Source organism: Helicobacter sp. MIT 11-5569 (assembly GCF_000765695.2).
In the GTDB taxonomy this organism is placed as follows: domain Bacteria; phylum Campylobacterota; class Campylobacteria; order Campylobacterales; family Helicobacteraceae; genus Helicobacter_D.
On record NZ_JRPB02000001.1, the window covers coordinates 85184 to 98652 of the forward strand.

10 protein-coding genes are annotated in these 13469 nt (G+C 35.6%); 8 read left to right on the top strand and 2 right to left on the bottom strand.

Going from position 1 to position 13469, the window contains the following annotated elements; translation table 11 throughout:
* Window positions 1-3: 3 nt before the first annotated feature.
* From LS70_RS00415 to LS70_RS10270, 8 genes are all read left to right on the top strand, one after another.
* Window positions 4-1281: an arsenic transporter gene (locus LS70_RS00415; protein ID WP_034288331.1), complete on the top strand. Its 1278-nt coding sequence runs from the start codon at window positions 4-6 to the stop codon at window positions 1279-1281.
* A gap of 110 nt (window positions 1282-1391) precedes the next feature.
* Window positions 1392-5666, top strand: coding sequence for a glutamine-hydrolyzing GMP synthase (gene guaA, locus LS70_RS10130; RefSeq protein WP_236096399.1), 4275 nt, complete (start codon window positions 1392-1394; stop codon window positions 5664-5666).
* A gap of 35 nt (window positions 5667-5701) precedes the next feature.
* On the top strand, window positions 5702-6379 hold the full coding sequence (locus LS70_RS00450) for a TIR domain-containing protein (protein WP_052083461.1): 678 nt from the start codon (window positions 5702-5704) through the stop codon (window positions 6377-6379).
* A gap of 17 nt (window positions 6380-6396) precedes the next feature.
* The gene (locus LS70_RS00455) at window positions 6397-7488 is read left to right on the top strand and encodes a hypothetical protein (RefSeq protein ID WP_052083462.1); all 1092 of its coding nucleotides are present in this window, start codon (window positions 6397-6399) and stop codon (window positions 7486-7488) included.
* Window positions 7475-8323 carry a DNA adenine methylase gene (locus LS70_RS00460; RefSeq protein WP_034291205.1) on the top strand — a complete coding sequence of 283 codons (849 nt, stop codon included), beginning with the start codon at window positions 7475-7477 and terminating at the stop codon, window positions 8321-8323. The genes LS70_RS00455 and LS70_RS00460 overlap by 14 nt, the downstream gene beginning before the upstream one ends.
* Before the next feature lie 4 nt (window positions 8324-8327).
* A complete protein-coding gene (locus LS70_RS00465) occupies window positions 8328-9071 on the top strand; it encodes a GNAT family N-acetyltransferase (protein ID WP_034291207.1) in 744 nt (247 codons plus the stop codon).
* A 52-nt stretch (window positions 9072-9123) separates the two neighbouring features.
* Entirely contained in the window at window positions 9124-9633 is a 510-nt protein-coding gene (locus tag LS70_RS00470; RefSeq protein WP_034291209.1) for a ClbS/DfsB family four-helix bundle protein, read from the top strand.
* A gap of 127 nt (window positions 9634-9760) precedes the next feature.
* Window positions 9761-9895 (top strand): hypothetical protein, encoded by a 135-nt coding sequence (locus LS70_RS10270; protein WP_268902932.1) that lies wholly within the window; start codon window positions 9761-9763, stop codon window positions 9893-9895.
* A 197-nt stretch (window positions 9896-10092) separates the two neighbouring features.
* Here the strand turns inward: LS70_RS10270 and LS70_RS00475 are convergent, their stop codons facing one another.
* Both LS70_RS00475 and flgD read right to left on the bottom strand, forming a co-directional pair.
* Window positions 10093-12390 carry a flagellar hook-basal body complex protein gene (locus LS70_RS00475; protein ID WP_034291211.1) on the bottom strand — a complete coding sequence of 766 codons (2298 nt, stop codon included), beginning with the start codon at window positions 12388-12390 and terminating at the stop codon, window positions 10093-10095.
* A gap of 11 nt (window positions 12391-12401) precedes the next feature.
* Window positions 12402-13457, bottom strand: a complete 1056-nt coding sequence (flgD, locus tag LS70_RS00480; RefSeq protein WP_052083463.1) for a flagellar hook assembly protein FlgD — start codon at window positions 13455-13457, stop codon at window positions 12402-12404.
* Window positions 13458-13469: the final 12 nt, after the last annotated feature.

Consider the following 13469-nt stretch of genomic DNA (forward strand, 5'->3'; position numbering starts at 1 on the left):
GAAATGGCTCTTGTTGTTTTTAGCCTTGTAATGCTTGGCATTTATTTGCGCCCTTTTGGGATTCCAATTTGGCTTACGAGTTTATTTGGCGCAATGCTAAGTTTAGGTTTAGGCAGTGTTAGCCTCAGTGATATAGGCTTTGTGTGGGGAATGGTGTGGAATAGCTCTTTCGCGCTTGTTGGGCTAATCGTTTTTGCGCTTGCTTTAGAAAAGCTTGGCTTTTTTGAAGTGTTGGCAAATTTGACACTAAAATTATCACTTCATAAACAAAATCTCACACTTCAAACTTGGAAATTTTATGTGCTTATTGGCTTGCTTGCAAGTCTTTTAGCAATATTTTTTGCAAATGATGGAGCGATTTTGATTCTAACACCCCTTATGATTGCTTTGTTAAAACATATTAAAACCATAAAATTTACGCGTAATCCTTTGATTCTTTTTTTATTATTTGTAAGTTTTATAAGTGATTTTGCTTCAAATTTATTTGTTTTTTCTAATCTTACAAATATCATCACAGCAGAATTTTTTAAGATTCCATTCTTGGAATTTGCCTTTATGATGGCACTTCCACAATTTTTCGCCATTTTTTCTACTCTTGGGTTATTTTGGCTAATTTTTGGGCGTAGATTGCCAAAAACTTTAGAGTTTCAGACAAAAACGCAATCTTTGCCAAAGCCTTTTATCACTCTTTTTTGTGCAAGTTTAGTTGTGTTATTGCTTGTTGGAATTATTAGCGGAGAAAAATTTGGGATTCCACTTAGCGTTTTTACACTTGTCGCAGCTTCTCTTAGTGTGATTTGTGGAATCCTAACGCAAAAAATACAACTTTTAGGGATTTTAAAAGAAGCACCTTTAAGCATTGTTGTTTTTAGTTTGGGATTGTTTGTTGTGGTTTTTGGGCTAAAAAATATGGGACTAGTGGAGTTTTTAAGAGAGGAAATTACAAGATTTAGTGCATTCTCATCATTTTTTGGAATCCTTAGTGTTGGTTTTGCTTCGAGTTTTGGAGCAAGTGTAATTAACAACTTGCCAATGGTAATGCTTGGAGATTTAGCACTTTTGGATTCTGCTAAAGATTTAGTGTTTGCACATTTGTTGGGTTGTAATATCGGGGCAAAACTCACGCCTATTGGCTCTTTAGCGACACTTCTTTGGCTTGCTAGTTTAAAGCGTTATGGAATCCATATTAGCTTTTTGCAATATATGTTTGCTTCAGCTCTTATTACTCTTCCTGTCCTGTGCTGCGCATTGCTTGGATTGTATTTTTATGCAATCCTTTAAAAAATTATTGAATTGATTTCTAACGCCAACGCGCAGAAAATCAACATAAAAGTTTAAACTAGTTTTTGTTAGAATCCTCACTATTTTAATCGCTTTCACAAGGTTTTTTTATGCAACAAGTAGAAATTTTGGTTTTAGATTTTGGTTCGCAATATACGCAGCTTATTGCAAGGCGTTTGCGTGAATATGGTGTTTATACTGAGATTGTGCCGTATTTTGAAAAACTAGATTCTATCAAGGCAAAAAACCCCAAAGGCATTATCCTAAGTGGCGGACCAGCTAGTGTGTATGAAAAAGACGCCTATAAGCCAGATTCCGCGATTTTCACGCTGAATATCCCCATTCTTGGAATCTGCTATGGAATGCAATATATTGCGCACTTTTTTGGTGGGCGTGTGGTGAAAGCAGAAGCACAAGAATTTGGCAAAGCGGTGCTAGAGATTATCAACCACAAACAACCTTTAAGTTTTGAACTTTTCAATCCTAAAAAGTCTGCACAAATGCTTGATAAACTTATGGCTTTGTGGGAAGATTCTGCACGACAAACGCACCATTTTTTGCAAGAAAAAGATTTCCCAGCTTTGAGGCAAGAGCTTAAAGTCGGATTGCAAAATTGCCAGATTCTTATCGCTAGAAAGCAAAGCGAAATATTAGGCTTTATTGGCGTGGCAAAAAATTACATCGAAATGCTATTTGTCGCTCCAAATGTGTTTAAAAATGGCGTGGGAAAGGCATTAATCAATCAAGCATTGAAGCAGTTTTTCAAAAATGCGCCAATCATCAAAGTCGATTGCAATGAGCAAAACCCACAAGCTTTAGGATTCTATCAACATCTTGGTTTTGAAGTTATTGCCAAAAGCCCCAAAGATTCTGCGGGGCGAGATTTCCCGATTGTGCATTTGGAAGTGCAGGCTGATAAGCTGGCTAAAACTTTAGAGAAAAAGCCATTAAATTATTCTATTGCAGTTGCGGAGAAAGAGGACTTAAAAGAAATTTTGGCTTTGCAACATAGGGCTTTTGTCGATGAGGCAAAGAGAGTTGGCAAAATGGATATTGAACCGCTAACGCAAGATTTGCAAAGCATTGAGCAAGAATTTCAAACACAAATGATTCTCAAATGCACACTTGAAAATGGCGAAATTGTCGGCTCTGTGCGTGGAATCACCAAAAATGGCACAACGCATATTGCAAAACTTTTTGTGGATTTTCAATATCGTAAAAAAGGCATTGCTTCAGCGTTGATTGAAACGCTTTGTGCAAAGCTCCCCGCAAAGCGATATGAGATTTTTACAAGTGAAAAAAGCCTTGAAAATATTGCATTATATGAAAAATTGGGATTTGTGCGCTTTAAGATAGAAAAGCCAAAAGGTTTTCCGATAAAAGCAGTGTTTTTAGAAAAATTTGCAGAATCTCAAAGCATTATTCAAACGAATCGTTGCACTTTGCGCCCCTATACTCAAGCAGATTTTAAAGATTTACATGCAATAGTAGGTGATAAAAAAACAATGCTTGCGTGGGGGCATGGGTTTGGGAGAGAAGAGACACAAGAATGGCTTAATAAGCAAATGGCAAATTATCAAAAATATGGCTTTGGAATCTGGGCGATTGTTGATAAACAAAGTGGCAAGATTATTGGCAATGCGGGGCTAGATTGGACAACGATTGAATTAGATAAAAATAAGCAAAAAGTTGTTGAAATTGACTATATTTTGCAACGTAATTTTTGGAATAAAGGCTTAGCGACCGAATGTGCTTTGGCATGTTTGGAATATGCTTTTAAGAATCTAGGGCTAGAGGAAGTTTATTGCTTGGTCAAAGAAGATAATTTTGCTTCCCAAAAGGTTGCACAAAAGCTTGGAATGCGTAAAGTGGGCGAGCTAGTTAAGCTTTACAGAGGCAAAGAACTTCTCCATTTTGTTTTTAAGATTGAAAAACAGCTTTGGCAGCAACAAAATAGAGATTTATTAACACAAACAAACCAAATAGATTATGGGCTTTTTGCAGGTGTGAAGCAAGATTCTATTGTTTGGATGAGTCATGCAGATAAGGTTGAAAAAATCCCAAAAGGCTTTGTAGAGCTTGCCAAAAGTGGCAACACGCATTATTGTGCAATTGCAGATTTTGAACGCAGAATCTATGCGCTGCAGTTTCACCCCGAAGTCGTGCATAGCGAATGTGGAGGGCAAATGTTGCGTAACTTTGCTGTGGGCATTTGCAGGAGTGATACAAGCTGGAATATGCGTAACTTTGCAGAAAGTGAGATAGAAAAATTACGCAAAATTGTAGAGGGTGAATCTGCTCAAAGTTTTATTTCATTCCAACAAGCTTGTGCAAAGATAGGAGAAGAACAAGCCGTAAAGAAACTTTCGCAAATATGGGAAGATGGAGCAAGAGTTACTCATCAAGATTTGAGTGAAGAAGAAATTGAGGGTATGAGAAAAGAAATAGAAGGGGATATTTTAGAAACAAAAAATTTGCTGATAGCTCATAAAAAAGATGAATGGATAGGCTTTATTGCCCTAGAATCTAATGAAATCACAATACTTTTTGTTGCACCTCAATATTTTGGGGGTGGATATGGCAAAGCTTTGATAAAAGAAGCCTATCATCAATATTTAAGTAGCTTTGATGAAGTGATTGTTGGAAGTCTTGAGAGTTCCTTAGGATTCTATCAACATTTAGGTTTTGAAAGAACAAAAGCAAAATCTATTGAATCTGGGGTAGCAAGTGCATTTTCTCCCGAACTTATCCCCCTAAGTATCAAGCGTGAAAAATTGCAGCAATCTTTAGGAATTTGCCCACCAAAAATAAGTCGGTGCGAATGGGCTAAGGATAAAGACAAAAAGGCAAATAAACTCTATGAAGATTATCACGATAAAGAATGGGGTGTGCCGCTGCATGATGATAATAAGCTTTTTGAATTGCTTGTTTTAGAAGCAATGCAAGCAGGGCTAAGTTGGATTACGATTCTTAAAAAACGCGAGGCTTTTAGAATAGCATTTGATAATTTTAACCCAAAAATTGTGGCAAATTATGATGAAGCAAAGATTGAAGAATTAATGCAAAATGAGGGCATTATCCGCAATCGTCTAAAAATTGAAGCAGCAATTATTAATGCAAAATTGTTTTTAGAGATTCAAGCTGAATTTGGGAGCTTTGATAAGTATATTTGGGGCTTTGTGGGTGGGAAGCCAATTATTAATCATTTTAAGAGTATTGCAGATTTGCCCGCTTCCACGCCATTATCAGATACAATTAGCAAAGATTTGAAAAAACGTGGCTTTAAGTTTGTAGGAAGCACGATTATGTATGCGTATATGCAAAGTGCAGGGATAGTTAATGATCATCTTATTTCTTGCTTTAAAAGGCATTTAGCTTCGGGCAATTATTCCGCAGATTTTGGGAATTTTGAGAGTTCGCAGACCACTAGCAGTGAAGTGAGTTTGAGGAGCGAAGATTTATCGCCAAAAGACAAGCCTTCTTCGAAGGTATTGTGTGCAGTAAGTGGTGGGGTTGATAGCTCCGTTGTCGCCGCCCTTCTTTATCGTGCGATTGGGGAAAATCTTATCCCTGTATTTGTAGATACAGGGCTTTTGCGCAAAGGCGAAAAAGAAGCGGTAGAAAAAATGTTTAGAGAAAATCTAAAAGTGCCTTTGATTACTGCGGACGCAAGTGAGTTATTTTTAAGTCGCCTTAAGGGTGTGCTAGACCCAGAGAAAAAGCGTAAAATCATTGGTGAGACTTTTATTGAAGTGTTTGAAAAAGAAGCAAAAAAGCATAACCAAAATGGCGAGATAAAATTCCTAGCACAAGGCACACTTTATCCCGATGTTATAGAATCTGTGAGTGTAAAAGGACCTAGCAAAACGATTAAATCTCATCATAATGTCGGCGGCTTGCCTGAATGGATGAAGTTTGAACTTATAGAACCTTTAAGAGAACTTTTTAAAGATGAAGTAAGGGCATTAGGGCGAGAGCTTGGAATGCCAGAATCTATGCTAATGCGCCACCCATTCCCCGGACCCGGACTTGCTATACGCATTATGGGTGAAGTGAATAAAAAAGACTTGGATTTATTGCGTGAGGCGGATTCTATATTTATTGAGGAGTTGCAAAATCAAGGATTATATGACAAGGTATGGCAGGCATTTTGTGTGCTGCTTAATGTGCGAAGTGTGGGCGTAATGGGTGATAATCGCACTTATGATAACACGATTTGTGTGCGTGCAGTAGAAGCGTTAGATGGAATGACTGCGACTTTTGCGCATTTGCCCCATGATTTTTTAGAATCTGTAAGTAATAGAATTATTAATGAGGTTGAGGGCATTAATCGCGTAGTCTATGACATTACGAGCAAACCACCAGGAACGATTGAGTGGGAGTGATAGCTGATAGAAACCAATAGAATTAGGAGTATAAAATGAACCAACAAGATGCGTTAGAAAAATTGAAAAATTATGCAAAATTTTCTAAAGGCGGTAATAATAGCCTTCTAGCAAAAAAAGATGGTGTAACTATTACTATTCACACAACTGGAAAAGTGCAAGTTCAAGGCAAAAATAAAGAAAAAATAGAAAAAGAGGTTAATCAAATCCTAGAACAAGAAATGTTTGAAAATGACAAGCAGCTTTTTATTGTATATGGACATGATAAAATAGCCAAAGAACAATTAGAGCATATACTTGAAAAGCTTAGTATTCAAACAAATCAAATAACTAATAACACAGGCACAACTATCATTGAAGCTTTAGAAAGTAAAATCTCTTGCGTTAATGCTGGAGTAATTTTGCTTACTCCTGATGATATTTCTATGTCTAAAAAAGACTATGATGATCATAAAGATAATTTTGAAGGCTATATCCATGAACGAGCAAGGCAAAATGTTATACTTGAAATGGGTATGATTATGGCAAAGTTAGGTAGAGAAAATACAATTATTTTAAACAAAAAAGGTGTTGAAATACCTTCTGATATAGAAGGTGTTTTCAGATTGGAATTTAAAGAAAATCCAAAAGAAGTATTGAAAAAATTAGTTGAAAGATTAGAACAATGTGGATTTCAAATAGATAAAAATAATGTTTTTAAGGCTATGGATTAATTTTTAAGGATAGTTGATTGTTGCAAGCACAGATTCAGAATTTTTCCTATCAAAAATGTTGGCGAGATGTTTTAGAAGAATTTGACTTTGAAAATATCAATATTTTGCCTAGCAAATGTTTAATAAATTTTGAAGGTAAAACTTTAGCCTTGAGTAAATGGGTAAGCCCTAAACGCACACGCTCCTACCCTTATGCAAGGGTATATGACACTTTTGATAGTCCCAAAGCAAATAAAATTATTACCATTATCCCGATTATCAAAGATGAGGGTTTTAATGGCGATATGGATTATTTGCAATGGGATACTATTTCTTTAATGAGTTTGCTTAATGTTTATGTTATTTTGTGTTTTTATGATTATGCGGAGACTCACCCAACAAGAAAGGATAAAATCACTAATCAAAAATTTAACAATGACTATATTATAAAACAGCTTATCAACCTTGTTAATTATCATCAGTCTGCACTACATTGGAATCTTAATCAGCTAGAAAACAATCATCTTTTATCTTTGGTAGAGAATGCTAAAAATTCCTATCAAAAAATAGAAAATTCTTTACATGTAAAACTGCATAATTCCCAAAATATTGATAAGTTTGCACAAAAAATTACCAAAGATAGAGAATCTTTCATGGAATTTTCACGACAAAAGGCAAAAGATGCGCAAAATAGGGAATCCTTAACTATACAGCCTAAAGAACAAATCGGCATAGGCAAAAAAGAAAAAATCACGATAAATAATTATTTGGGAGGGCAGTATTTTTTCACTATTGATGATGTGATATTTCAAGATAATATTTTATATCTTTGTGAAAGCAAACATAGCAAAAATGCTCTTTTGCCAAGTAATGATGATATTAAAGATGGGCTTTTGAAGCTTATGCTTTATAATAATTTAAGTAATATTTCAGGATTTAAAGATTTTAAAATTGTCTTGAGATTAACTTCGGATATTTTGAAAAATAGCATTGTCTTACCAAGTAAAAACTTAGAATCTTTTATTGAAAATAACGCTTTTTCAAGCTCACAGATTCAAACACTCAATGCACTTAATTTAGAATCTGTAAATAATCATTTTGAAATTTGGATTAACAATGACTTTTTTTAAATCCCCACTTCGTTATCCTGGTGGTAAATCAAGGGCAATTAAGTTTTTGCAACATTATTTTCCAAAAGATTTCAAGGAATATCGCGAACCATTTTTTGGTGGCGGAAGTGTGGGATTACATTTGGCACAATGCTATCGGCAAAAAAAAACACAATTTTATGCAAATGATTTAAATTATGATGTGTATTGTTTTTGGCAGACACTTAAAAACCAAAGCAATGATTTAATAGCCCAAATTCAAACTATAAAACAACAATTTAATAATGGACGAGAGCTTTATAAAATGCTTTTAGGGCGTAGAGAGGAAAATTTAAGTGATTTCCAAAGAGCAGTAGATTTTTTTATTTTAAATCGTATTACTTTTTCTGGAGTGGTAGATTGTGGAGGATATTCACAAAAAGCTTTTGAATCGCGTTTTACTCAAAGCTCTATTGAGCGGCTAAAAAATATCTGTGGTATTTTGAAGTTCTTTCATTTTTCTTCTGATAACTATCAAACACTATTGCAAAAAAAAGGTAAAAATGTTTTCATTTTCTTAGACCCACCCTATTTTAGTGCTACTAAATCAAAGCTTTATGGCAAAAAAGGAGATTTGCACAAAGATTTTAATCATCACCTTTTATGCGAGAATCTTAAAAATACTCCCCATAGATTCTTGCTTACTTACGATGATAGCGATTTTATAAGGGAACTTTATAAAGATTTTTATTTGCAGACTTGGCATTTGCAATATGGAATGAATAATTACAAACAAGAAAAAGCGGCTAAGGGACAGGAGCTTTTAATTAGTAATTTTAAGTTTTCCAAACAAAATTGTTTATTGTTTAGTGCTTAAATACATGGATTTTCTCACCCTCACTCCACAAAACCTTGCAAATGAGCATTTGTGTTGCATCATTCGCAGCAGAAAGATTCACGAAGGTGTTGAAGCAAAGAGAGCGTGGCTAAGTGAGCAACTGAATGATGGGCATATTTTTAGGAAGCTTAACGCAAAGGCTTGCGTGTTTGTCGAATACGCTCCGCTAGAATCTGCTTGGACTCCTATTGTCGGTGAAAATTATTTCTACCTCTATTGTCTATGGGTTGATGGTGAATATAAAGGCAAAGGTTTAGGCAGGGCATTAATGGAATCTTGCCTTAATGACGCCAAAGAAAAGGGCAAATCGGGCGTTTGTATGCTTGGGGCTAAGCGTCAAAAGCATTGGCTCTCAAACCAAAGTTTTGCCAAAAAATTTGGTTTTGAAGTGGTAGATAGCACGGCAAATGGCTATGAACTGCTTGCACTCTCTTTTGATGATACAGCACCCAAATTCGCGCCAAATGCGAAACAATGCACGATTGATAATCAAGAACTCACGATTTATTATAGCTTGCAATGCCCCTATATCCTGCAAAATATTCAAATGATAGAAAATTATTGCACAGCTCATAACATTTGCGCCTCTTTTGTGCAAGTGGATAGTTTGCAAAAGGCAAAAGAACTGCCATGCGTTTTTAATAATTTTGCAGTGTTTTATAAAGGGCAATTTGCAACGATTAATCTACTTGACATACCCACTTTGCAGCGCATATTCAAACGATAAATGTTGGCAAATTTTAGATACAATACAATCAAATTCTATTCAAAGGAATCCTATGCCTCGCCCCAACACCAAAAATGATTTATTGCGCCAAAGCCAAGCAAATTTTGAACAACTTTTTGCGCTCATTGATTCTATACCTGCTGGGTTGCAAACTGCAGAATTTGAGTATAACGAACGCGATAAAACTTTGCGTGATATTCTCATTCATCTATACGAATGGCAAAAGTTATTGCTTCATTTTGTGCAAACAAATCTGCATAAAACGACTGATTTTGTGCCCTTTTTGCCCGCTCCTTATAATTTCAAAACCTACCCCAAAATGAATAGAGAAATTTGGCAAAAACACCAAAATACACCCTTAAAAAAAGCAAAAACAATGCTACAAAAAAGCCATTTAGACTGCATAGAGATGATACAAAATCTCCCTGAAAATGAGCTATTTCTCAAAAAACATTATGTTTGGTGTGGCACAACAAGTCTTGGGAGCTATTGCGTGAGTGCGACTTCAAGCCATTATGATTGGGCAAATAAGCTGATTAAAAAACGTTTAAAAGCATTATAACTGCTCCATTTTGCAAGATTTGGCAAACTGCCCCCATTGTGCCAAACACAAGGATAAATTGACTTTTTAACTATTTATTAACAATCTGTGCTATACAATACCTCGATATTTCACTAAAGGAATCTCAATGCCACAAGTTCAACAAGAATCCCCTCAAAAAAGTGCGCTAAGCTATCTACCTGTGAGCTTTTTTGGCGCGTGTATGGGGCTAAGTGCGATGAGCGCAGCTTGGCATACAATGTCGCAAATGGAGCAGTTCTGAAGACGGAGCTGTGAGAGCGCAAGAGAAATGAGCAATTAATTGCAAAGGCGACAAAAGGGGCAAAATTACAGAGCTTTTAATTAAGGGGAATTATGAGTAAAAATAATGAGAGTTGGCAAAAAATCTATAATGATTGGAAAATTTATAAAATTTTGTGTCAAGCCCTAAACCCATTATGAAATGGGTTTTAGGCTAAATTAAGAACGCTTGAGTTGGATTGCTTCTTGCATAAGTTGGTCAGCTGTTGTGATAGATTTTGCGCTCATTTGATAACCTCTTTGATAAACAATCAAATCTGTAAGCGCAGTTCCTGTATCTACATTGCTAGTTTCTAGCATATGATCCATTACTTTTCCAAACTTTAATCCCGCAAGCCCATCTTCATTCCAAGCTAGAATTGGAGGTCCGCTTACAACGCTAGTTTGTCCATTTACAGTGCGTGCATTCATTTCAAAAAGATTCCCACCAATTTTGCTCAATCCTTGGTCATTGACAAATGCAGCAACCCCAAAGCGACCAATAGGCTCTGTTTTCCCATTTGTGAAATTCACTAAAATGATTCCATCATCATTGATGATAATATCTTTCATAATACCAGCTTGCGTTCCATCTTGTGTAGTTGCTTTTGCGGTAGAATCTGTATAAGCAAAGTTGCTAGAAGTTTTGCCATCTCCAGATTGTGTTAAATCAACAGTAATACTTCCATTATTAAAAGGCACATCAAAAGGAGCAGCATTTGCGCTTCCATCAGCATTAAAAGTAATTTCACTCATCACAGGTGTTTCACTAATAAGTGCTTTTCCTGTGTTATCATAAATTTCTGTGCGCACTTCCCAACGCTCTAAAACTTCAGGGTTAGCATTGTAGTTACCTTGTTCTAATAGCACATATTGACTTTTTAAAATAAATTTCTCACCAGAATCACTAAAAATTTCTGTATTTGTTTCATAAGTTGGAACTTGAAGTTGTGTGCTGCTAATGCCACTTACATTTAGCACTCTCCAACCTTTGGAATCTTCAGCAGGATTAGTATCGCCTTCACCATTAATTTTTTTATATAAGATTCCATTGTAGCTTATAATAGAATCTTGTGCGTAAGTTTCACCTTCTTGATATTCGCCAACACTCCCTGTTACTACATCGCCCACTTCTTTCCAGTTTGTCGTATCTTCTAGGGGTGATTTAATCGTGGTTTCGCCTGTTGTTTGGTCTGTTTCTTCTTCTACTTGTCCCTTATCAGTTAGTTTTTGATAAATTTTTCCATCTACAACCACAAAAGAATCTTTTTCGTATTCTTTAGCTTGATTATCCGTATATTCTTCTGTAGAGCTACTATCAACAAGTGTCCAAGCATTAGGATTATCTATTGGATTTCCAGTAGCTTGCCCATCTCCATTTTTTTGAAAAATTAAACCTTGATAAGCAACATAATCTTTATCTTTATAATTTTTTCCGCTTGCAAATTCGCTAGTTACTCCTTTAAAAGCAGATTCTAATGTGCTTCCATTTGTTTTTAATCCTAGTTTATCTGCTAATTTTCCACTAACACTTAGTTTTATATCTTGCATTCCTCCATTACTTAAAAACATTGAGCAATCCGTAGGGTTACCTTCACTATCAAGCTTTAAACCTAGTGTTAAGCCAGTTTTTTCTTTGATTGCGTCCATTAACTCGCCAACATTTTTAAAATCCTCTCCATAAACAAGAGTGTGATTTGTAGTGATTCCACCTTTTTCAATGCTAAATGTAATATCTTTAAAGTTTTTTGCATCAACAGATTTACCATTAGCGTCCATAAGTGTATTAATATCTTGTGCTAGGAATTTATCCATACTAAAATTACCATTTTCATCTCTTAAAATATTAATTCCTTTTGGGTTTTGGGTGCGATTTAAATTAATTGCTAGATTAACTTCTGTGGTAAGTGTTGGTTTGTAGTGCAACTCTTTTGGAATTTGTAAAGGTTCTAATTTTGAACCCCCAAGTGCTGCAAAATCTGCTTCTAAGTTGTTTGTGCCAGTTAGTGTTCCATCTGCCGCTATTTTCCCTAGATTGATTCCATACATATAATAACCGCTAGAATTGACTAAATAGCCCTCACCATCTAAACTAAAAGAACCATCACGTGTGAAGTAGTTTTTTTGAACTCCAGTGTAATCTGGTGCTTTGACATCAAATTCCCCACCTTTATTAAGCCCAACAACAAACCAACCTTTTCCACTATAAGCAACATTAAAATCTCCATCTGCGCTAACATAAGAACCATCATTAGCGTTAATGGCATTAGAAGCAACTGTTGCACCATAGTTATAATCATTAGAAATTGGCGAGTTAGAGTTGATATAGTTTAGGTTTGTAGAAAAAAGACTCTTAAATTCTGGTAAATTTCCACGATATCCTGTTGTATTAACGTTGGCAATATTATTTGATGTGGAATCAAGCCCAAATTGATGAGTTTTGATTCCGCTTATTCCATTGTAAAATGAACCAATCATAAAAAACTCCTTTAAGCTTTATTCTCGGGCTTTGGTAAGTCTGGTAAATCAATTCCTTCGCCTGTCTTCTTATAGTAAGACGTAACATAAATGATTGGAACAGTCAGATTATCTCCTAGCTTCACATAAGGAACACCTTGGTCAAACACGATACTTTGAACTTCTCCTCTACCAAGCTGTGTTTCTTTGTATTTGTTTGTGTTTGCATCAAGATTATATTCTGCTCTGACTGTATAATCTCCTTTGCCCATAAACTCGCCTTTGTTGTTTCTAGTATCCCACTCAAATGCGATATAGCCTTCTTTTCCTTGATATTTGTAGCTACCATCTGGATTTTTTTCAGCCAAATCAATTTCGCGGATAACATTGTTATCTTTGTCAGTAATGGTAATTTTAGGAGAACCTTTTGACGGGTCAATAGGCTCATCAAAATACAATTCAAAATCAATAGGTTCATTTTTTTCTACTTTTAATGCAGTAAATGCTGTTTCTGCGATATTTCCTATCATTCCTACTGTGTTATAACCATTAAGTATAGTGCTATCTTGAATACCGCCTGCGAGAATACCCATTGTTTCTAGCATTTTCTCTTGTGCTTCTACAAGTTTCTTTTGCGCTTCAATGGAAGCTTCGTTTGTTTCTTGCATAGACTTCATTGTTGTCGTCATCTCTTCCATTGCTTTTTTCATTTTCTCTTGTGCTTCAACTTGTGTAAGTTGTGCAGTTTGTGTCAAAATTTCTTGTGTTTCCATTGGGGCTGTTGGGTCTTGGTTTTTAAGTTGCTCTAAGAATAATCGCATAAAAGCTTCATTAGAAAGACTTGTAGGATCTCCTTTGTCTTTTTCTGGAATCGGCTTGTCGCCTAATGCTCCACCACCTGAGCTTGTCCCACTTCCAGATTCTGTTCCGCTACCTGAGTTTGTGCCACTTCCAGAATTTGTCCCACCACCTGATTGCGTTCCACTTCCTGATTGCGTTTTATTTTCTTCTTCAGTGCTTGTATCAGTTGATCTTGATGTTGAGTTTGGATATTGGTAGTTTCCATTTAAAGTTGAAATTGTTGACATATTAACTCCTTG

Excerpts from the sequence above, each read along its gene's own strand:
- LS70_RS00450 (WP_052083461.1), top strand. The coding sequence starts at position 5,702 with ATGAACCAACAAGATGCGTTAGAAAAATTGAAAAATTATGCAAAATTT.
- LS70_RS00465 (WP_034291207.1), top strand. The coding sequence starts at position 8,328 with ATGGATTTTCTCACCCTCACTCCACAAAACCTTGCAAATGAGCATTTG.
- guaA (WP_236096399.1), top strand. The coding sequence starts at position 1,392 with ATGCAACAAGTAGAAATTTTGGTTTTAGATTTTGGTTCGCAATATACG.
- LS70_RS10270 (WP_268902932.1), top strand. The coding sequence starts at position 9,761 with ATGCCACAAGTTCAACAAGAATCCCCTCAAAAAAGTGCGCTAAGCTAT.
- flgD (WP_052083463.1), bottom strand. The coding sequence starts at position 13,457 with ATGTCAACAATTTCAACTTTAAATGGAAACTACCAATATCCAAACTCA.
- LS70_RS00475 (WP_034291211.1), bottom strand. The coding sequence starts at position 12,390 with ATGATTGGTTCATTTTACAATGGAATAAGCGGAATCAAAACTCATCAA.
- LS70_RS00470 (WP_034291209.1), top strand. The coding sequence starts at position 9,124 with ATGCCTCGCCCCAACACCAAAAATGATTTATTGCGCCAAAGCCAAGCA.
- LS70_RS00415 (WP_034288331.1), top strand. The coding sequence starts at position 4 with ATGGCTCTTGTTGTTTTTAGCCTTGTAATGCTTGGCATTTATTTGCGC.
- LS70_RS00460 (WP_034291205.1), top strand. The coding sequence starts at position 7,475 with ATGACTTTTTTTAAATCCCCACTTCGTTATCCTGGTGGTAAATCAAGG.